General features: G+C 34.8%; 15 protein-coding genes, 2 rRNA genes and 1 pseudogene. 12 read left to right on the top strand and 6 right to left on the bottom strand.

Annotation, left to right across the window (positions count from 1 at the left end; translation table 11 throughout):
* The first annotated feature begins 100 nt into the window (after positions 1 to 100).
* Genes LEM02_RS00255 through ruvC form a run of 4 tightly spaced genes read left to right on the top strand, consistent with a single transcriptional unit; the run spans position 101 to position 2,826 of the window.
* A complete protein-coding gene (locus LEM02_RS00255) occupies positions 101 to 766 on the top strand; it encodes a TenA family protein (RefSeq protein WP_226079228.1) in 666 nt (221 codons plus the stop codon).
* Between the two features lie 39 nt (positions 767 to 805).
* On the top strand, positions 806 to 1,465 hold the full coding sequence (locus tag LEM02_RS00250; protein WP_226079227.1) for a TenA family protein: 660 nt from the start codon (positions 806 to 808) through the stop codon (positions 1,463 to 1,465).
* A 47-nt stretch (positions 1,466 to 1,512) separates the two neighbouring features.
* On the top strand, positions 1,513 to 2,340 hold the full coding sequence (locus LEM02_RS00245) for a cytochrome c oxidase subunit 3 (protein WP_226079226.1): 828 nt from the start codon (positions 1,513 to 1,515) through the stop codon (positions 2,338 to 2,340).
* Positions 2,341 to 2,826, top strand: a complete 486-nt coding sequence (ruvC, locus tag LEM02_RS00240; protein WP_226079225.1) for a crossover junction endodeoxyribonuclease RuvC — start codon at positions 2,341 to 2,343, stop codon at positions 2,824 to 2,826.
* A 28-nt stretch (positions 2,827 to 2,854) separates the two neighbouring features.
* On the opposite strand, the gene ruvX is transcribed toward ruvC, so the two are convergent.
* Genes ruvX through LEM02_RS00225 form a run of 3 tightly spaced genes read right to left on the bottom strand, consistent with a single transcriptional unit; the run spans position 2,855 to position 6,283 of the window.
* Entirely contained in the window at positions 2,855 to 3,322 is a 468-nt protein-coding gene (gene ruvX, locus LEM02_RS00235) for a Holliday junction resolvase RuvX (protein ID WP_226079224.1), read from the bottom strand.
* Between the two features lie 57 nt (positions 3,323 to 3,379).
* On the bottom strand, positions 3,380 to 5,164 hold the full coding sequence (locus tag LEM02_RS00230) for a ribonucleoside-diphosphate reductase subunit alpha (protein WP_226079223.1): 1,785 nt from the start codon (positions 5,162 to 5,164) through the stop codon (positions 3,380 to 3,382).
* 48 nt (positions 5,165 to 5,212) lie between these two features.
* Positions 5,213 to 6,283: a methyltransferase domain-containing protein gene (locus tag LEM02_RS00225; protein WP_226079222.1), complete on the bottom strand. Its 1,071-nt coding sequence runs from the start codon at positions 6,281 to 6,283 to the stop codon at positions 5,213 to 5,215.
* Positions 6,284 to 6,600: 317 nt separating this feature from the next.
* Between LEM02_RS00225 and LEM02_RS00220 the strand changes: the two genes are divergently transcribed.
* The 4 genes and pseudogenes from LEM02_RS00220 to LEM02_RS00205 all read left to right on the top strand — a co-directional run bounded on the left by LEM02_RS00220 (position 6,601) and on the right by LEM02_RS00205 (position 11,771).
* Positions 6,601 to 9,365: ribosomal RNA gene (locus tag LEM02_RS00220) — 23S ribosomal RNA — on the top strand.
* Between the two features lie 67 nt (positions 9,366 to 9,432).
* Positions 9,433 to 9,539, top strand: a 5S ribosomal RNA gene (rrf, locus tag LEM02_RS00215).
* A 191-nt stretch (positions 9,540 to 9,730) separates the two neighbouring features.
* Positions 9,731 to 10,450: pseudogene (locus tag LEM02_RS00210) on the top strand (IS66 family transposase); the annotation flags it as partial.
* An 88-nt stretch (positions 10,451 to 10,538) separates the two neighbouring features.
* On the top strand, positions 10,539 to 11,771 hold the full coding sequence (locus LEM02_RS00205; protein WP_226079221.1) for an IS256 family transposase: 1,233 nt from the start codon (positions 10,539 to 10,541) through the stop codon (positions 11,769 to 11,771).
* Between the two features lie 53 nt (positions 11,772 to 11,824).
* Here the strand turns inward: LEM02_RS00205 and LEM02_RS00200 are convergent, their stop codons facing one another.
* On the bottom strand, positions 11,825 to 12,895 hold the full coding sequence (locus LEM02_RS00200) for an Aim21 family protein (protein WP_226079220.1): 1,071 nt from the start codon (positions 12,893 to 12,895) through the stop codon (positions 11,825 to 11,827).
* Between the two features lie 319 nt (positions 12,896 to 13,214).
* Here LEM02_RS00200 and LEM02_RS00195 point away from each other — a divergent pair, with 319 nt between their 5' ends.
* From LEM02_RS00195 to LEM02_RS00180, 4 genes are all read left to right on the top strand, one after another.
* On the top strand, positions 13,215 to 13,544 hold the full coding sequence (locus tag LEM02_RS00195; protein ID WP_226079219.1) for an IS110 family transposase: 330 nt from the start codon (positions 13,215 to 13,217) through the stop codon (positions 13,542 to 13,544).
* Between the two features lie 213 nt (positions 13,545 to 13,757).
* Positions 13,758 to 14,228 (top strand): transposase, encoded by a 471-nt coding sequence (locus LEM02_RS00190; RefSeq protein WP_226079218.1) that lies wholly within the window; start codon positions 13,758 to 13,760, stop codon positions 14,226 to 14,228.
* A 460-nt stretch (positions 14,229 to 14,688) separates the two neighbouring features.
* Positions 14,689 to 17,355: a 2-oxoglutarate dehydrogenase E1 component gene (locus tag LEM02_RS00185; RefSeq protein ID WP_226079217.1), complete on the top strand. Its 2,667-nt coding sequence runs from the start codon at positions 14,689 to 14,691 to the stop codon at positions 17,353 to 17,355.
* Between the two features lie 193 nt (positions 17,356 to 17,548).
* A complete protein-coding gene (locus LEM02_RS00180) occupies positions 17,549 to 18,328 on the top strand; it encodes a hypothetical protein (RefSeq protein WP_226079216.1) in 780 nt (259 codons plus the stop codon).
* 74 nt (positions 18,329 to 18,402) lie between these two features.
* Here LEM02_RS00180 and LEM02_RS00175 read toward each other — a convergent pair whose 3' ends face one another.
* Complete coding sequence (locus LEM02_RS00175; protein WP_226079215.1) at positions 18,403 to 18,996, bottom strand: TIGR02217 family protein; 594 nt, start codon at positions 18,994 to 18,996, stop codon at positions 18,403 to 18,405.
* A gap of 425 nt (positions 18,997 to 19,421) precedes the next feature.
* Positions 19,422 to 20,171, bottom strand: a complete 750-nt coding sequence (locus LEM02_RS00170) for a DsbA family protein (RefSeq protein WP_226079214.1) — start codon at positions 20,169 to 20,171, stop codon at positions 19,422 to 19,424.
* Positions 20,172 to 20,193: the final 22 nt, after the last annotated feature.

The raw sequence follows: 20,193 nt of genomic DNA, 5'->3' as shown, positions 1-20,193 counted from the left end.
TCTTTTATTTCTAGCTTGATACTGATATAATAACTTATTATTAAATTGTAAGTAACTTTTTAGTAATTATACCAGTTTTAATATTTATGAGGCTTACAAGATGTCCGACAAACCAAAAGAAGAATTTTACGATATTGCTGTAAGAGAGTCATCTGGCCTTATTGAAAAAATAATAAAACATCCTTTCAATGTTGAATTGATGAACAATACGCTAGATTATGAAAAGTTTAAATTTTATCTTCAGCAGGATTTTTTATATTTAGTGGACTGTACTCGTGCTTTATTGATTATTGCAGCTAAAGTTCATGACATTGAAATAATGAGCAGCTTAATAAATGTGGCAAGAGGAACATTTGATGTTCGGAGGCAATATAAAGAACATTTTGGAGATTGTGATTTATCTGATAATTACAAAAAATCAAGAGCCTGTTCTGCCTTTACTGACTTTTTCATGCGCGCTGCATATCACAGTTCTGTTGCTGAAGCTTTATCAGCATCTTACCCTTGCTTTAACATATACCAAATCATTCTACATAATATGATGAGTGAGGTAACACCTGATGAGGTTAAAAATAGCAAGTACGAAGGATGGATCAATATTTACAATAGCAAAGCAATGAATGCTGCAATTGATGAGTTTACTAATGTTACGAATAAATTTTATAAGAAAGCTGGCGATTGTGAAAAAAGAAGGATGCATGAGTTTTTTAAGAGAGGTTTAGAGCTAGAAATATTGTTTTGGGATGAGATGTATTCTCTAGCATAGTCTGTAGTATTAACACTAAATTATATTCTAGTTTATGTGATGTTCAGTGGTATAATTAAGAGCTATTATGGGTCAAATCTTTTAAAGGATATTATTGAGCATCCTTTTAATGTTGAATTAGCAAATAATACTTTAAACATAGAAAACTTCAAATTTTATATACAACAAGATGCATTCTTTTTAGCTGATTATGTTCGTACTGTTTTAATGATTGCATCAAAAATGGAGAGTTGTAATAACATTGTTCCATTGATTGGGGTGGCTAAAGGAGGAATAGAGATTATGAGAGTGTTATACGACCACTACTTTACTGTATACTCCATAAATCGTGGAGAAAAGTCGCTAGAGTGTTTCAATTTTACTAACTTTCTTTTGTCTACTTCGTATAGCGACATTTATGAAGCTGTAACAGTTATTTACTCTTGCCATTTTATATATAAAGTTGTTATTGGTAATATGAGAAGTAAAATTAAAAAAAATAATAGGTATAAGGATTGGTTTGATTTTTTTAGCAGTAGCTTGATGGAATCTGGATGTGTTGCTTTGGAAGATATTGTTGACGAGTATTGTAACAAAGCAAGGGAAAGTGAAAGAACCAGAATGCTTGAATTATTTAAAATAACTGCACAATTTGAGTTAGGCTTTTGGAATAGCGCATATAATTTTTCAAAATTTGATCAAGATTTTAAGAAATATTGACAATTTTAAGCTAATTTGTATGCTTGATATGTATTTTTGAAGGTGATATGAAAAGTAAAGAACATGATTTTCATTTAGTGGACCCAAGTCCCTGGCCAATTGCTATATCAGCAGCAATTCTTGTTCTTGCACTTGGATTAGTTGGTACACTCCATAAACAAATTTCTGGAATATTTGGTTTAGTTTTGGGAATCTCTGCGGTATCAGGAGTGCTGTTTTATTGGTGGAGAGATGTAATAAGAGAAGCAATTTATGATAAATGCCATACTGCCATTGTAAAACATGGACTCAAGCTTGCAATGTACTTATTTATCCTCTCGGAAGTTGTGTTTTTTATAGCGTTCTTTTGTTCATTCTTTAAAGCCTGGCTTGATCCGGTTTTTTTATTTGAAGCGTTTTCTCCTACAAAAAAAGTTGAATGGCCCCCTGAAGGGATTTTACCACCGGATCCGTGGTTGTTACCATTTATGAATACACTAATATTATTGCTTTCTGGTACAACAATTACTTCAGCACATCATTTGTTACTTGAAAATGATAAAAAAAGCATGATTAAAATGCTGTCTATAACTATATTGCTTGGGATGTTCTTTATAATAGTGCAAGCAATCGAATATCATGAAGCAAGTTTTTCTCTACAAGAAGCAGGGGAGAAACTTATCTATACATCCAACTTTTACATAATTACTGGTTTTCATTGTGTGCATGTTATAATAGGAATAATATTTTTGTCAGTATGCTTATTTAGAGCTCGAAAAGGTCAATTTACACCTCAAGATCACTTATGCTTTGAGTTTGCTTCTTGGTATTGGCACTTTGTCGATCTAGTATGGATATTTTTATTTCTGTTTATTTATTGGTTAAGCCTTTATTAAGTGATTAAAATAATAGGCCTAGATCCAGGGATGAGTAAGACTGGTTGGGCCATTATTAGACTGGAAGAAAAGAATAATATTAAATTTTTGGGTGGCGGTACCATATCAACTGATGGTAAATTGGGTGTAGGTGAACGTCTATATATAATTTTTGAAGAATTAAAGAAAGTAATTTCTCTATATTCTCCAAATGAAGCTGCAGTAGAGAAAATTTTTGTTAATAAAAATCCAAAATCTTCACTAACTTTGGGATATGCAAGAGCGATTGCAATTTTAGTATTACAAATGACGGATTTACCCATGAATGAATATGATGCAAACTATATAAAAAAGAGCATTACTGGAAATGGTCATGCTGATAAGGATCAGATTATATTTATGGTGAAGCAAATAGTTAAAAACTTAAATATAAAATGTCATCATACTGCTGATGCTCTTGCTACAGCAATTTGTCATGCTTATACGAGAAGTTCTTGTTTTATTTAATAGTTTTACATGAATTCAGTTAAAAAAACTATTTGATGGTATTTATCTTATCTAACGTTCGTTGCAGAATAATACATGCAGCAATTTTATCATCTATTTTTTTTGATTTTGTGATTGATATTCCAGTAATTTTTAGTGCGTGAGTTGCAAGAGATGTTGATAGACTTTCGTCTTGTAGGTATATGTGTACTTTACATTTTTTTATTATTTTATTTGCAAACTGGATTATTGCTTTACACCATTCAGTCTCTTGGTCATCTATTTTGAATGGTAGTCCTATTATCATTGATCCAGCTTCATTTTCTTTAAGCACTCTATTTAGATAACCTAAATCTTTGCTCATATTTCTTCTATAATATATACTATGAGCTGTAGCTATAAGCTGTGTTTTATCACTAAATGCTATGCCTATTTGTTTTTCTCCCATATCAAGGCACATTATACGTTTATCTCTTGGAATAGACTTTAGAAATTCATCTGGATTTCTATGTAGCATCTATGAAAACATAACTTTTGTACAATTGTATTTTTGTGACAGTAAGTTATGTACAGTCTACTGGCATGATAGACATTCATCATAATTAATATCTGTTTTTTGTTGCAATATTTCACTTTTTTTGAATATGTCATGTGAGACCTTGTCAGCTCTCTGCATTGATTGTGATCTGCAGTAATACAAGCTTTTTAATCCTTTTTTCCAAGCAAGCATATGTATTTTGTGTAAGTAGCGTTTATGCACATTGGCAGGTAAGAACAGATTTACTGATTGAGATTGACAAATATAAGGAGTTCTATCACTTGCATGTTCTATGATCCATTGTTGATCAAGTTCGTATGCTGTTTTAAATGTCAGTTTTTCATGCTTGCTAAGAAAATCTAAATGCTGAACAGAACCCTCATTTGTTGAAATTGAGGACCATGTTTCATCATTGTCTTGATTTTTTTCTGCTAGTAGTTTTTGCAAGAATTTATTTCGTACTACAAATGAACCTGTAAGTGTCTTCTGTATAAATACGTTTGCTGCATATGGCTCTATTCCAGGGGAAGTATTGCCTGCGATAATCGAAATTGAGGCAGTTGGAGCAATAGCGAGCTTATGTGTGAACCTTTCCATTAGATCGATTTCTTTAGCGTCAAGACATGGCCCTTTTTCTTCTGCTAATTTTTTAGAAACTACATCTGCTTGCTCGCGCAAATGCTTAAATACTTTTTTATTCCATTGTTGGGCTGTTACTGATTCAAAAGGAACCATTTTACTTTGTAAAAATGAATGAAAACCCATCACGCCAAGACCGATACTACGCTCTCTTATTGCGGAATATTTTGCTCGCTGTATTTCATTTGGTGCTTGGTTTATGAAATCCTCTAATACATTATCAAGAAAACGCATTATATCTTCTATGAAAAGCTCATTATCTTTCCATTCTTCGTAGTATTCAAGATTTACGGATGATAAACAACATACAGCAGTGCGTGACTTTTTCAGGTGATCGTAACCTGTAGTTAAAGTTATTTCACTGCATAGGTTTGACATTTTGATGTCTAAGTTGAGTTTTTTGTAAGATTCTGGCTTATTGTTATTTGTTGCATCAAGGAAAATAATGTAAGGTTCTCCAGTTTCAACTCTTGCTGTTAATATTTTAATCCATATATCCCGTGCTTTTACTGTTGAAATAACTTTATTGTTATGAGGGCTTATTAAATCCCATTCTTGATCATCTTCAACAGCTTGCATAAACTTATCTGTTACTATTACAGCATGATGTATATTTAATGCTTTGCGATTTGGGTCACCACCAGTTGGTTTACGTAAATCTAGAAACTCTTCTATTTCTGGATGCCATACAGGAAGATAAACTGCTGAGCTTCCTCTTCTTAAGGATCCTTGGCTGATTGCAAGCGTCAGAGCGTTTTGTACTACGATAAATGGCACAATTCCTGATGTTTTACCGCTACCTTTGACACTTTCACCAATTGAACGTAAATTTCCCCAATAACTACCTATTCCACCACCACGTGCAGCGAGCCAAACATTTTCATTCCATAGATCAACTATTCCCTTCAAGCTATCTTCAGTTTCATTAAGAAAGCAGGAAATAGGCAATCCTCTTTTGGTACCGCCGTTACTAAGTATTGGTGTTGAAGGCATGAACCACAAGTTGCTCATGTAATCATAAAGACGTTGTGCATGTTTTCTATCATCAGAATAGTAATTAGCAATACGTATAAAGAGATCTTGATAACTTTCATTTTCTATTAAATACCTATCCAATAGAACTGCTTTTCCAAAATCGGTTAATTTACTATCTTTTGCGTAATTAATAGTAATGTAATTCATAAGGCTCCTTTTATGATAATATAGAAATTTATTTGAGCGATTTCTCGATTAAGTTGTTAAATTTTTTTGTGGATACTGTAATGCAAACAAGATACCATCAACTTGGCTGCCATATATTTTACAGTAACTCATTTGACTTATTTGCATATTTGTTTCTTTTGCAACATGCTGAATATAATCTTCTGAGTGACGAAAATAATCTCCTTTGTTTACAAAGTCAATACCTTTACTTTCCTTTCTTCTTACTAAACATACAATAATCCCTTTTTTGTTTGTCAATCCTTTTGCTAGTTCCAATTCTGCTAGAAAATCATGTAGATAGTGTAGCACTTCAGCAAAGATAATTACATCATATTGCTGATTCTTCTCTTGTTTAAGAAATTCTTTCATTTCTGTATGTATTAACTCATCGTAAACAGGTTTACCTTTTATAAGGCATCCTCTTGCAATATTGAGCATTCTATTTGAGATGTCAACTCCTGTTATGCGACTTCTAATATTACTTATTTTTAGGAAGTGACCACATATTCCAGTACCGCAACCAAGGTCGAGTATATTCAGTTCAGAAGTGGAGTTGTTAAAGACTTTTGTAATTATCATGTGTATGAGTTCATGCCCTCTGTATTGTTTGGCAATTAGCCAATACTCAACAAAATATTCACCTGTGTAATCAAAATATTGCTTTATGAGATTTTTAGGCAATTCTACGATATCTGATGTGTTTGTTATTTTTTTTAAGTAGTAAGAAGCTTCTTTGTGACTACTATCTAATTTTAACGTCTTTGTTAAATAATTATAAGCTTTATTAGTATTTCCTACTGCAAAATGACATCTTCCAATATTATACCAGATTATAGGTAAATTGGGGTAGAATATGCTAATTAACCAAAATCTTAACTTTGCATCTGATATATTACCTTTATAGAAGTGATATAACCCGATTTCAATGTTGGTATTTAACAGGTTTTTAGATTTTTCAAGAAGCACTATAGTTTCTTTATGGAGAGTATTGTATTTATCCATAATGAAATTTTTTACTTTTTTAATGTTTAATAAGCCAGTAAGCTTAGATATAAAATTTAAAGCAAAGTTTTTTATAAGAGATAGATTACTTTTCATACATTAGAAATACTCCAAATGTTCATTGTCATTTTTAGGTAACTAATTTTAACACATTTTATCTTACAAAATATCTTTTTCATTAATTTTTCTGTACATATCAATTTATAGAATATTTCTCAGATTTTACTGTTTAAGATTGTTGATAATAATAGGTAAATGTTTTGTATAAAAAGGCGTTGACATATGATTTATCAGATTGTAACATATAAAAGATTAGTTTTTAGATGTTTGAAAAGTTTTATGGTAGAGATTATTTAATCTCAATTCAATTGTAAGTTAATATTTAACTCTGCATATTCTACATATAGTCAGATAAATAAATTATTAAGAGCACTTGATGGATGCCTTGGCGTTAAGAGGCGATGAAGGACGTGGCAGGCTGCGATAAGCTGTGGGAAATTGTCAACAAATTTTGATCCGCAGATTTCCGAATGGGGAAACCCAACTAGCTTAGCTAGTTATTATATACTAAGTATATAAAGCAAACTTGGTGAACTGAAATATCTAAGTAGCCAAAGGAAAAGAAATCAACCGAGATTCTGTTAGTAGTGACGAGCGAAAGCGGAAAAGGCTAGTGATTTAAAAATAAGAATTAGAATACTCTGGAAATGGTAACCATAGAAGGTGATAGTCCTGTATAAATAGAAAGTTTTTAAATCCTTGAGTAGGACGGGGCACGTGAAATCCTGTTTGAATATGGGGGGACCATCCTCCAAGCCTAAATACTCCTTAACGACCGATAGTGAACAAGTACCGTGAGGGAAAGGTGAAAAGAACCCCGGGAGGGGAGTGAAATAGAATCTGAAATCAAGTGCTTACAAACAGTTGGAGCTCTATATCAATTTATTGATATTTAGAGTGACAGCGTACCTTTTGCATAATGGGTCAGCGAGTTAATCTATGAAGCAAGCTTAAGCCGGTAGGTGTAGGCGTAGCGAAAGCAAGTCTGAATAGGGCGTTTAGTTTTATGGATTAGACCCGAAACCAAGTGATCTAGTCATGACCAGATTGAAGGTATGGTAAAACATACTGAAGGATCGAACCAGTTAATGTTGCAACATTATTGGATGAGTTGTGATTAGGGGTGAAAGGCCAATCAAACTTGGAAATAGCTGGTTCTCCGCGAAATCTATTTAGGTAGAGCGTTGTATGTATGTTGTTGGGGGTAGAGCACTGGATAGACTAGGGGGATTCATCATCTTACCAAATCTAACCAAACTCCGAATACCAATAATTAATTATACAGCAGACACACTACGGGTGCTAAGTCCGTGGTGGAAAGGGAAACAGCCCAGATCACTATCTAAGGTCCCAAAATTACAGCTAAGTGGGAAAGGAAGTAGAAAAACCATTACAGCTAGGAGGTTGGCTTGGAAGCAGCCATCCTTTAAAGAAAGCGTAACAGCTCACTTGTCTAAATAAGTTTTTCTGCGCCGAAAATGTACCGGGGCTAAAGCTGTATACCGAAGATGTGGGTGCTTATTGATTTCGATTAATAGGTGCGGTAGCGGAGCGTTCCATAAGTCTGTGAAGGTGGTTTGTGAAAACTGCTGGAGATATCGGAAGTGAGAATGCTGACATAAGTAGCGTAAAAGAGTGTGAAAAACACTCTCACCAAAAATCTAAGGGTTCCTACGTTAAGTTAATCTGCGTAGGGTTAGTCGGTTCCTAAGGCGAGTCCGTAAAGGAGTAGTCGATGGCAATTAGGTTAATATTCCTAAACCTCTTAAGTGTGACGGGTTTTGTATTTGTATAGGTCTTATTGGATTGATCTATGCTTAAAAGAAGCTCCAGGAAATAGCACTTATATTTATGAGGCCGTACCGTAAACCGACACTGGTGGATGAGTAGAGTATACTAAGGTGTTGAAAGAATGATGTTGAAGGAACTCGGCAAATTATACCTGTAACTTCGGAAGAAGGGTAACCTGCTTTTAGGTAACTATGAGTAGGTGGCACAAAATAGGGAGTAGCGACTGTTTACTAAAAACACAGGACTCTGCAAACACGTAAGTGGAAGTATAGGGTCTGACGCCTGCCCGGTGCTGGAAGGTTAATAGGAGGGGTGCAAGCTCTGAATTGAAGCCCCAGTAAACGGCGGCCGTAACACTGACGGTCCTAAGGTAGCGAAATTCCTTGTCGGGTAAGTTCCGACCCGCACGAATGGCGTAACGATTTCTCCACTGTCTCCAACATCACTTCAGCGAAATTGAATTCCCCGTGCAGATGCGGGGTACCCGCGGTTAGACGAAGAGACCCCGTGCACCTTTACTATAGCTTTACATTGCTATTAAAAGTGTGATGTGCAGGATAGGTGGGAGACTTTGAAGTTATGGCGCTAGCTATAATGGAGTCAACCTTGAGATACCACCCTTTACACTTTTGATATCTAACTATGTTTCATTATCTGGAACTAGGACATTGTATGGTGGGTAGTTTGACTGGGGCGGTCGCCTCCTAAAAAGTAACGGAGGCGTGCGAAGGTAAGCTAGAGCTGGTCGGAAATCAGCTTGATAGTATAATGGCATAAGCTTGCCTGACTGCGAGGTTGACAAACCAAGCAGAGACGAAAGTCGGTCATAGTGATCCGGTAATTCTGCATGGAAGGGTTATCGCTCAACGGATAAAAGGTACGCCGGGGATAACAGGCTGATGGTGTTCGAGAGTTCATATCGACGACACCGTTTGGCACCTCGATGTCGACTCATCACATCCTGGGGCTGGAGAAGGTCCCAAGGGTTCGGCTGTTCGCCGATTAAAGTGTTACGTGAGTTGGGTTTAGAACGTCGTGAGACAGTTCGGTTTCTATCTGCCGTGGGTGAAGGAAATTTGAGAAGATCTGACTCTAGTACGAGAGGACCGAGATGTATATACCTCTGGTGTACCAGCTGTTATGCCAATAGCATCGCTGGGTAGCTATGTATAGATGGGATAATTGCTGAAAGCATATAAGCAAGAAACCCTCTTCAAAAAAATTTCCCAATTAAGGCCGTGGGAGACTACCACGTTGATAGGCTAGGTGTAGAAGCATGGTAACATGTGAAGCTAACTGGTACTAATAGCCTGATTGATTTATTTGCTTTCTATATGTGCATATGCAGTGTTAAATATTAAATTAAAATTTGTTAAGTTAGAAATTTTTGTTGACTTGGTGGCTATAGCAAAAATGAACCACCCGATCTCATTTCGAACTCGGAAGTGAAACTTTTTAGCGCCGATGATACTTAAAAAGGGAAAGTAGGTCGTTGCCAAGTTTATAAAAATTTCTTTTTATTTATATCTGTTCAGTAGAGCGATGAAACAAGGTAAACATAGAGTAGCTGTGAGGTAATGTAACTGATCTTTTAGAACTCTGCGAAAACTTTAAAATAAAAGTAGAAAATTTAAAAGTAGAGTTTGTCACCTATTTGCAAATGAGGAGGAGAGATAGCAACATTTAACAAATCATCAAGCAATTGATCTTCCGAAAATCAAACTTTATATAATTGAATATTAATTAAGTTGTTAGAGATGAGGAGAAAGAAGAAGTAGCAAACTACCAAAAAGCAGATACATTTGGTCCAATAGTTAGGTGATAATTGTAGCACTCAGTGGATTTTATAAAAATTCAAAACGTGAGGATTATAAGTGATGTTTTTAATGTGAATTGAAAGCGTATCAAATAGTGAATATAGAGTTCCTTCAAAATACAAAAAGGTGTATGAGCAAATCGAATAAGAAAAGTAAGGTTTTGCGCATCAACGTGTTATAATAAAGGTAAACTTGGTTAGTGCTGAAGCAATACTGCAAGTTTTAAAGGGAAAGAAGATTTAAAAGACAGTGTATGTTGCAATCGTAATAGTCGCTGACAGGTACTTTGAAACATAGCTGGACTATTGAAGTTAAAATTCTGGGTTGTTACTTAAAAAACGCATCCACTGAATTATTTATGCTAAAAAAAGCTTTATTAAAAAATGAAACAGAAGTGTAAGAAAGTTGCAAAACGTATAAGGTATTACTTGAAGCTACCTATCTGAAGCAACTGGAGCTTCTCAAGTTGCGAAAAATATTTTAAAATCTGAAAGAATGATGTGAAATTTTTTAAGTAAACCAGAAAGTATTCCACTATCATGCTGAACAGCAAATTAGGCATTATATCGTTTACTGTAAAAGCTCATATTTTACGTAATCAGAGCTAGGAACGGGAGTGTTAAATAAACTGTGTCAAACCAAGAAATAAAAATATAATTGATATAAAAAAATGGAGGTTTGACATGAGTCAAGTAAACAGAACTACCGGTTTGGTAGACTATAAAGAACTGGAAGCAAATATTCTATCATCGATAAGAGAAGGAAGGCCGCTGACGGGAAGAGATGGAGCATTAACACCGTTTATAAAAAGGTTGCTAGAGGCAAGTCTGGAAGGTGAAATAGAAAGCCACATGTCAGCTAAAAGTGAAGAAAATAACCGAAGAAATGGGAGAAACGCAAAAACTTTACGCACGAGTGGAGGCTCATTTGAGTTGTTAACACCTAGAGACAGGGAAGGAAGCTTTGAACCCCAAATAGTTAGAAAAAGACAAACAAGCCTACATCCAGAACTTGAAGCAAAGGTCTTAAGCACATTTGCCAGTGGCATGGGATACAGAGATATAGCGTCACATATTGAGGAAATTTACGATCACAAAATATCGGCGGCAGAGATATCAAGTATTACTGACAAACTGCTACCAGTAATCAACGAATGGCGTAGTCGTCCGCTGCAGTCTGTATATCCGATAGTTTTCATGGACGGAATATTTTTTAAAGTCAAGGAGGACGGGCATTGTGTAAGTAAATGTATGTATAATATATTAGGTATAGATCAAAATGGCAGAAAAGAAGTATTAGGTTTTTATTTAGCTGAAAGTGAAGGAGCTAACTTCTGGTTGGGAGTACTAAATGATCTCAAAGAGAGAGGAGTGGAAGATATTCTAATTGCATGTGTAGATGGGCTAAAAAGCTTTCCTGCAGCAATAAACGGTGTGTTCCCTAATGCAGAAGTGCAGATGTGTATAGTGCATCAGATACGTAACTCACTGAAGTATGTAGCTAGTAAAGATGCAAAGAGTTTTTTGAGTGATTTAAAGAAGGTATATCAAGCTTCAAGTAAGGAAATTGCCGAGAATTATCTGTTGGAATTAGATGAAAAATGGGGCACAAAGTACCCTATGGTTATAAAATCTTGGCAGAATAATTGGGAAAACCTATCTGGTTATTTTAAGTATTCCGATCCAGTTAGGAGGATAATCTATACTACTAATCCCATAGAGGGGCTACATAGGCAAATTAGGAAATTCACCAAAACCAAGGGCTCATTTACCAACACAAACGCCTTGTACAAACAGGTATATTGTGCTATAAAAAAAGTAGAGCAAAAATGGGTAATGGCTTTGCCTAATTGGGCATTAACTATATCTCAGCTCGATATTTTCTTTCCCAACAGATTGAAAATTCAGTTGAGCTAAAAATGTGGTTTGACACAGTTTATTTAACACTCCCTTTTATATCAATTATATTTTTATTTCTTGGTTTGACACAGTTTATTTAACACTCCCTCAAACTGTGCAATTATTTCCTTAACACTAACTTGTGTAGAAGCATGGGCTTTTTTATTAGCATTATAGACTAAGGTATTGGACTCAAAGCTTTTCGCTCTTTCTTTTACTGACGGAGATTTTTCCTGATTTTGCCTCACTTTCTGTTCGGTAGTGTTTGGCACTCGTGGTGCTATTGATGGTTTTAATGGTATTGGAGGCTTAGATTGCTGCTGCTGTTTACTTACTCTTTTCGTTTTTATATGCTCTTTAGGAACTGCTGCGTAAATGGACCCTTTTTCTTGATAATTAGATATTTTTTTACCAGAGTCCTCATCTGATAAACTTTCATATCCTGAATCATCAAAAGATATAATCTCTGGTTCTGATTTAAAGCGCACCTTCTTCTTCTCAGTAGTAGAAACCTTTTCTTGAGGCTCAGGTTTAAGCTCATTCGGAACAGTAGGAGGTGGCGGAGGTGCTGTTGTTGGCCGTTTTATTCTCTTCATAACTAATTTTCCTACCGGCTGTTTTCCTTCTTGCAGCTTAGGAGTATCTTCCTTCTGCTTTGGTGTCGTTTTATTTTCCGTGCTTACTTCGTATGATTTATGTTCTTTATTGCCTTTTCCACTCTGCTTCGAATCTAAAATTTCTTTAAGTCCTTTCTTGAATAGATTAATTGTACTTAAAATATTTGTGTACTCGGCTGCTTTTTCTATAGTGAAACCTGATAATTCATCACCAACAAAATTTTTTATGTCATTATTATTAGTTGGAATATCTTTTTCCAAGACTCTATCTAATATCCCTTTTAATGTTCCAATAAAACCGAGTGGCTTTGTGCTCAAAGGTTCTACATAATTATTCAAGTCGCTATATATAACAAATTTGGCTACATCTTTTGCGTTGTTTGTAAAATTCTTCAGAGCTTGAGATAAATCTTTCAGTGTTTCATCATATTGTTCATTAATTTTTTTTGTATCCTTCAGCTTTATGACTCTTATCAAAGAATTGAGATTTTTATCATAATTGTCACTTTTAAATAGATCACTCATACCAATTGCTGTTTATCGTTTACTCAAATATAAATTCAAAGTATTAAGACCGAGTAAATGTTATATGACTTATCCTCTGACTCATAAACGCTTGCGTTCCTTAATGTGCAAAAAAATTTCAATAATCTTCAATCAGCAATAGTATAGAAATCCAAAAAACAAGTAGCTAACACTGGAATCTAGGAATTATGATTGGGCACATACTGTAATTGCTGTTGAATGATGGAGAGACATACTCCATTATTTTAACACGAAGTAACGAATTCAGTAGAATAAGTTCTTCAAAAACAATTTAAACTTTTACAGTAGGAGTAGTCTCATGAAATATTATAGCGGATTAGATGTCTCACTCAAAGAAACTTTCATTAGTATCGTTGATGAGAAAGGAAAGATTGTTAAAGAAGGAGTTGTTGCAAGCGAAAGCAAGGCAATAGCAGAGTACTTGCTTGAACAAGGCAAAAATTACGAAACTATAGGAGTAGAAAGTGGACAACTTTCAATATCAATGTGCAAAAAATTAAGGAGTTTTGGCTTGCCAGTAGTTTGTGTAGATGCAAGACATATGGCAGCAGCTTTGTCTGCAAGAATCAATAAAAACGATAAGAATGATGCAAGAGGTATAGCTCAAATGATGAGGGCTGGGCTATAAAGAAGTACTAGTAAAATCGGATGAATCTTGTCAAATTAAAATAGCACTTGGAAGTAGAAGACAGTTAACATGCAGCTACCAGCAGATTGTTGGGACAATAAGAGGTTATTAAAAATATACGGGATAAAGCTCGGTCAAGGGTCAAAATTTGAAAGCTTGTCTTTAAGAATAGAAAAAGCAATTAAAGATTTGATGAAATAAGTAAGGCTTCAATTGGCGTTAGTTTGTAGTTTAGAGGCAATAGAGAAGTCATTGGAAAAACTTGACAAGATGCTCTTAGAACAAGGCAAAAAAGATGAGGATTGTAAATTATTAACTACTGCTCCAGGTGTTGGTACTATAGTAGCAATGACATATAAAGCAACAGTGGATAACCCAAATAGATTTGAAAGATCTAGTACAGTTGAGCGTATATGGTTAACACCAAGACAATATGCTTCTGGAGAAATTGATCGGCATGGTAGTATATCAAAAATGGGGCCCATGGAATGTCGAAGTATGTTATATGAAGCTGCACAAGTCTTACTTACAGTTAGTAAGAAAAATTTTAAGTTGAAAAGCTGGGGGTTAAAACTTGCAAGGAAAAAAGGGATGAAGAAAGCAATTGTAGCAGTAGCAAGAAAATTGGCTGTAATTATGCACAGGATGTTGGTCAATAAAACAGAATTTTGTTATTACAATTAAGAGGAGCATAAACAATAATTTTACTCGAGGTAGTAATGCCGATGGAAGGGATAAGCAAGAAAAAACCTTGAAGCCTAGACTTCGTTGGGCACATGTTGCCGTCCACTTCCACCTAACAAGTATAGTGCGGCTTGACAAGTTTGTTGTCATATCAGACCGCGGAGAGAACCATGGAAGCACACTGCTCTTGTATGTAAAATTATTAAAGATTATGTAGGAAATATGTTATTTTGGTTTATATAAAAATTATTGTTGACTTATGTGCAATTAGAGAACAAGTTGATGAGTATAGTTGTTTTATACAGCATTTATGGAAAGATTAGATGTCAGTCTAGAATGACACCCTTTCTGTAAAACTCAGATTACAGTGTTTGTATAACTTAATAATTAGAAACTAAAGGAGTTCTTTTTTAAAAAACTTAAGTTATACTCATAAGTATTTGATACTTTTGTAGTGATTATGTCCAGTTTTAAAAATAACTCCTGTTTTTATGGCGATAATGTCGAATTTGTGGAAGAAATTTATAGCCGTTACTTGCAAGGCGATAAATCAATTGGAGAAGATTGGTACAGAATTTTTTCGAGCAATTTAGAAGTTAATAAAGCAGAACCCTGCAGAGCACAGAATGAAGCCAAGGTAGATGATGATGATTTAGCAAATTTTTTCAGATCTTATGGTCACTTTTTTGCAGACTTAAATCCATTATCACCGAATGTAAATAAGGAAATAGATTATCAAAAATACTTGAATCTTTCTCCTACAAGTGACACTAGAATCTACAGAGATATTTACTGCAAGAATATCGGTTTTGAATTTATGCATATTTCCTCTTATGAGGAAAGAGTTTGGCTGCAGGAGAAAATTGAAAATCAGGTCTATACGCTAAGCCCTCAGGATAAAAAAGAAATACTGAGGCACTTGATTGAATCTGAGATGTTCGAGCAATTTCTCCATATGAAATTTCCTGGATATAAGCGTTTTTCTATCGAAGGTGGGGAGTCAGCCATTGTTGCAATTGAAGGAGTTATTAGTGATTCTGCAGCTTTTGGTATTGAAGAAATAGTTCTTGGTATGGCCCACCGAGGACGGCTTAATGTTCTAACCAAAGTTATGGGGAAAGAATATGCGGCAATGCTGTCTGAATTTCAAGGCAATCTTGCATACCCAAGTGGTCTTGAGGTATCTGGTGATGTCAAATATCACCTTGGTTACTCTTCTGATCGAGCACTTGCTGGTGGTAAAAAAATACACTTAAGTTTATGTCCTAACCCATCTCACCTTGAGGCGGTAAATCCGGTTCTAGCTGGAAGAGTAAGAGCAAAGCAAAATACGAGATCTGTGCTTGGCATATCAATTCATGGTGATGCAGCTTTTATCGGGCAGGGAGTGGTTGCCGAAACCCTGACTTTGAGCAACATTGAAGGTTATAAAGTTGGTGGTATCGTTCATATTGTCATCAATAACCAAGTTGGTTTTACTGCGAATCCTCGTTGTGCACGCTCTTCTTTTTATTGTACTGATGTAGCAAAATCAATAGAAGCTCCAATATTTCATGTTAATGGAGATAATCCAGAAGCCGTGAGTTTTGCCGCGAGTTTGGCAATGGAGTATGTGCAGAAATTTAAAAAGGATGTGGTGATTGACATAATATGCTACCGCAAATATGGCCATAATGAAGGTGATGAACCAAATTTTACTCAGCCACTTATGTATAAAGCAATATTAAGGCATAAAACTCCGGGAACAATTTACGAAGAGAAGCTGGCTGCAGAGAAAGTCCTAATTAGTGATGAAGTAAGTAAATTGCGCAGCGAATTTAGGGTAAGGTTGGATAAAAGTCTTGCTGGGTCAGTGACTTACACTCCAAAAAAAGCTGACTGGTTTGATGGAGTGTGGTCGAAATTGAGAAGAGCAAAGTTAAATGATTTGAGTGAATATTATACGGACTCTGGTGTTTCACCAGATGAGCTAAAAAAATTAGGTGTACACATAAATAGCAATATCCCAAGCAGTTTTAATCTCAATAATAAAGTTAGGAAAATACTTGATGGCAGAATAGACAGTATAAATTCCGGTAGCAACATAGACTGGGCAACTGCTGAAAGTCTTGCGTTTGCATCGCTACTTACAGAAGAAATAGGAGTGCGTTTGTCAGGACAAGATTCTGGTCGCGGCACCTTCTCGCACCGTCATTCAAGACTTATCAATCAAGCAACGGAGGAAGAGTTTATTCCACTAAACAACATAAGTGAGAAGCAAGCTCGCTTTGAAGTTATAGATAGCGCACTATCTGAGTATGCTGTGATGGGTTTTGAATATGGATATAGCCTTGACTCTCCATATTCACTGGTGCTCTGGGAAGGACAGTTTGGTGATTTTGCAAATGGTGCGCAAATCATGATCGACCAATTTATCTCATCTGCAGAAACAAAGTGGTTGCGATCAAGTGGTCTAGTTTTACTTTTGCCTCATGGTTATGAAGGGCAGGGGCCTGAGCATAGTTCTGCTCGTATAGAGAGGTTTTTGCAACTCTGTGCGGAAGATAATATGCAGGTGGTTAATTGCTCTACTCCTGCGAATTATTTTCATGTTTTACGCCGACAAATTCATCGAGATTTTCGTAAGCCTTTAGTGGTGTTTACACCTAAATCACTATTGCGTCATAAAAGGGCAGTTTCTAACCTTTCTGACTTTGAAGGAAAATTTCTCACGGTAATTCCAGAGTGTAGAAAAAGTTTAGTTGCAAGTGATAAAATACGTAAAGTTGTAATATGTAGTGGTAAAGTTTATTACGACATAATTGAAATGCTTGAAGTACAAAAAATAAACGATATAGCAGTAATGCGTTTAGAACAATTCTATCCATTCCCTGCTGATAAACTAAACAGTGAACTCGAAAAATATAAGAATGCTGAAATTATATGGTGCCAAGAAGAGCCAAAAAATATGGGAGGGTGGTTTTTTGTTAACCCATTGATAGAAGAAGTGTTATCTAATCTCAATATTCAAGCAAAAAGGCCTAAATGTATTGCAAGACCCACTGCCGCATCTCCTGCATGTGGTTATACTAGTGTTCATGCTCAGCAACAAGAAGAAATTTTGAAGCAGATTGTACAGGGTATCTAGCACAATCGTGCAAATACCAAACGGCTTCAAGCAGACTTATTAATTAGACGCTGGCACTTAGATAACTTACAACAATCAAACCTCTTATATACTCATACAAATATAAAAGTATAATTTTTGTTAAAATTTTCATTTTATCTTTATTTTAAAAGTAACTATGATTAATACTAATATTAATTAATATAGGATATATATGAATACAGAAATATTTGAAATGTTAATAAAGAAAATAATGAAGCTAGGTGGCGGGAGAAGAGAGGAAATCATACAATTAAATAGAAATGAAAGGGCTTTTATAGATGAGGATAAAAAGTCTATAGAATTAGCTGAGGCTATTTTTGACGGAAGTAGTATGTTTTGTCTTTACGATTCACATTGTCAAGCTATGTATTACATTTTGAATAAACTAATAAAAGATAGGAAGCTTTTTGAGGAAATGAAAGATAGAGGTACAAGTATAATACGTCTTTTTTCTTTGCTAGCAAGTTGTTACAAGGGTTTTGGTTATCATACTATAGATAATTTTTCAGAAGTTATTGTATGTAGTATAATTTACTACTCTCAACCTGGCATGAAGGGAGTACCTTTGGAGGATTCTATACTTACTAACCAGCCTAATTCTTATCCCACACTTATTATGAATAATGATGATGTCAGAAATAGGTTAGTTGAAGATTTGACTAAAGATAAAACAAAATTAGATATTTTCCTAAATGGAATTTTAGCAATGAAGAATTCGGATTTAGTATTGTCTTGTATTAACAAAATACAAGGGCTGAATGAGGAAGATAGAAATTATGTTAGTCGCTTACAGAAAAAAAACATGCTAGATCAAGTCTTAAATAAAGATGATAAAACACTTGCAAAAATAGCTATAAAGGAGTTGTTAAAACTTTTTATTTTACAGGAAAAAGAAAGCACTACATTAGAATCTCCTCAAATTTCAGGTGTGGAACATTGTAATGGACGATAGGCTTTAAAATATGCTGAGGCTCATTTAAATATGAGCCTCAGTATCGCTTAACTTTTATGGAGCATACTTTAACTTTATTTCACTTCCACCAAGGGAATATTGTTCCAGCTATTGCTGCCATAGTTATCAATAGAAGCGTTTAGGTAATCTGTATCAAATCGTACTGGTACATCAAATTCGAAGCTTGCGGTGATTATTGTGCCTTTTGCTGGTGGTTTCATAAATTCTATTTCTCCAGTTGAATAATTCACTGAATATTTTTCTGTCTTTTCACCATCTAGGTAAATTTTTATTGTATCATGCACTGGCTTTTTAATAGTTCGTGTATGCTTGTCTTTTCCACTTATGTAAGTTTTCATCAGTTGAAAGATCGTTTTTTTATCGTCTCCTATGCCAATTTCTTGATTGATAACTGTAAAGTCTGACCAATCCTTAAAGCGAAACCCTATAGCTTTACCTTTTCGTGCCTGAAAAAATGTTATGAGTTCTGTTAGCTGCTCGTTTGACCTAATTCCATAAGCTATGTTATACCTGGCACGTGCACGAGACCAATTAATATTGCGCTGCTCACAGCCATTATGAGTTGTTACAATGTCAGTGGAAAATTCTGGTCCTCCAGTGGAACCATAAGATATATTTTCTGGAAATCTAATTTCTGTAAATGACATATTTCCTCCTGTGAAAATAAAATTGAGTTGATATAGATAAAGTAGTAAAAATCTTAAACTTTCGAAGTTGCTTTATCAATCAGGCTATAAATTTTTAATCCTGCTTCTTCTAGAAAAGTAAGGGTGCAATTTTCTTCTAACTCACTTTTCAGAATAAGCGCTCTTTAAGTTATGCAATAAACTACTTAAATTTTTATTTTCTTTGATTTGCCGAAAAAGAGCAATTGGTTCTCTGTTAAAATTTCTCATATTATAACTCCAAAATAATATACATTTTATTTAATTAGCAAGTCCTTGAGATTAATTACTGAAGGTTGTGCTGCTTAGTTGTGGGTATTTTTCTTGAATTAATACGTAGAAATACGTACTATTACCTATCATGGCTAGTGTACTTAAATTCGTTTATTCTGTAAAGTAAAAAAATTTTAGCCCTCCTTGCGGCTCAATTCATCCACCTTTTTGCGTAATACATTCAAATCAGTTGCTCCTACAAAAAGACTATCTCCTATTATCAAAAAAGGTGTGCCGCCTACTCCAAGCTCGCTTACTAAAAGTTTACTGTTGTTTATCATTTGCTCAATTTTGTCTGCATTACTTTTCATAGAGTTGTTAAAATCGTCCTCGTTAATCCCTATATTTTTTACTATACCTAATATAGTTTTGTCTGAAAATTCTCCTCTGTGATCTAGTGCAGCGTAGTGAAAATCTAAGTACTTTTCTTTATCGATAAAATAAGTAGCTAGAGCGCCTTTTGCTGCCTTTAAGGAGTTGTTACCAAGTATTGGAGCATCCCTAAAGATATATTTAATTTTGCCATCATTGATCAACTGTTTTATGTCATTCTTTATTGCCTTACAATAGCCACAAGAATAGTCAAAGAATCCTACAGCTACGACATTGCTATTTTCATTTCCTGAATAAGGATAAGTGGAGTCGAATATTTCATTTTTATGCTGAGAAATTTTATTTTTGGTTGCATTAGCATAACTATTTTTAGCTGACTCTTCCTGGAGAGCTTTTAGAACTCTATCAAAATTTTTACTGATGTAATTATCCAATCTCTCACCTATATAATCATCATTTAAGGTCTGACTGCGGTGTGAAAGCCAATTGTTTATTACTGGTAAACTTGCTACTGCAAGTATAAAAATCAATAAAAACGATATCTTAGACATATACTTACTTAAAGAATACAAA

The organism is Wolbachia endosymbiont of Tribolium confusum, assembly GCF_020405475.1.
Classification (GTDB): domain Bacteria; phylum Pseudomonadota; class Alphaproteobacteria; order Rickettsiales; family Anaplasmataceae; genus Wolbachia.
The sequence above is the reverse complement of the archived record's forward strand: the minus strand, read 5'-3'. Positions and strand labels throughout refer to the sequence as shown.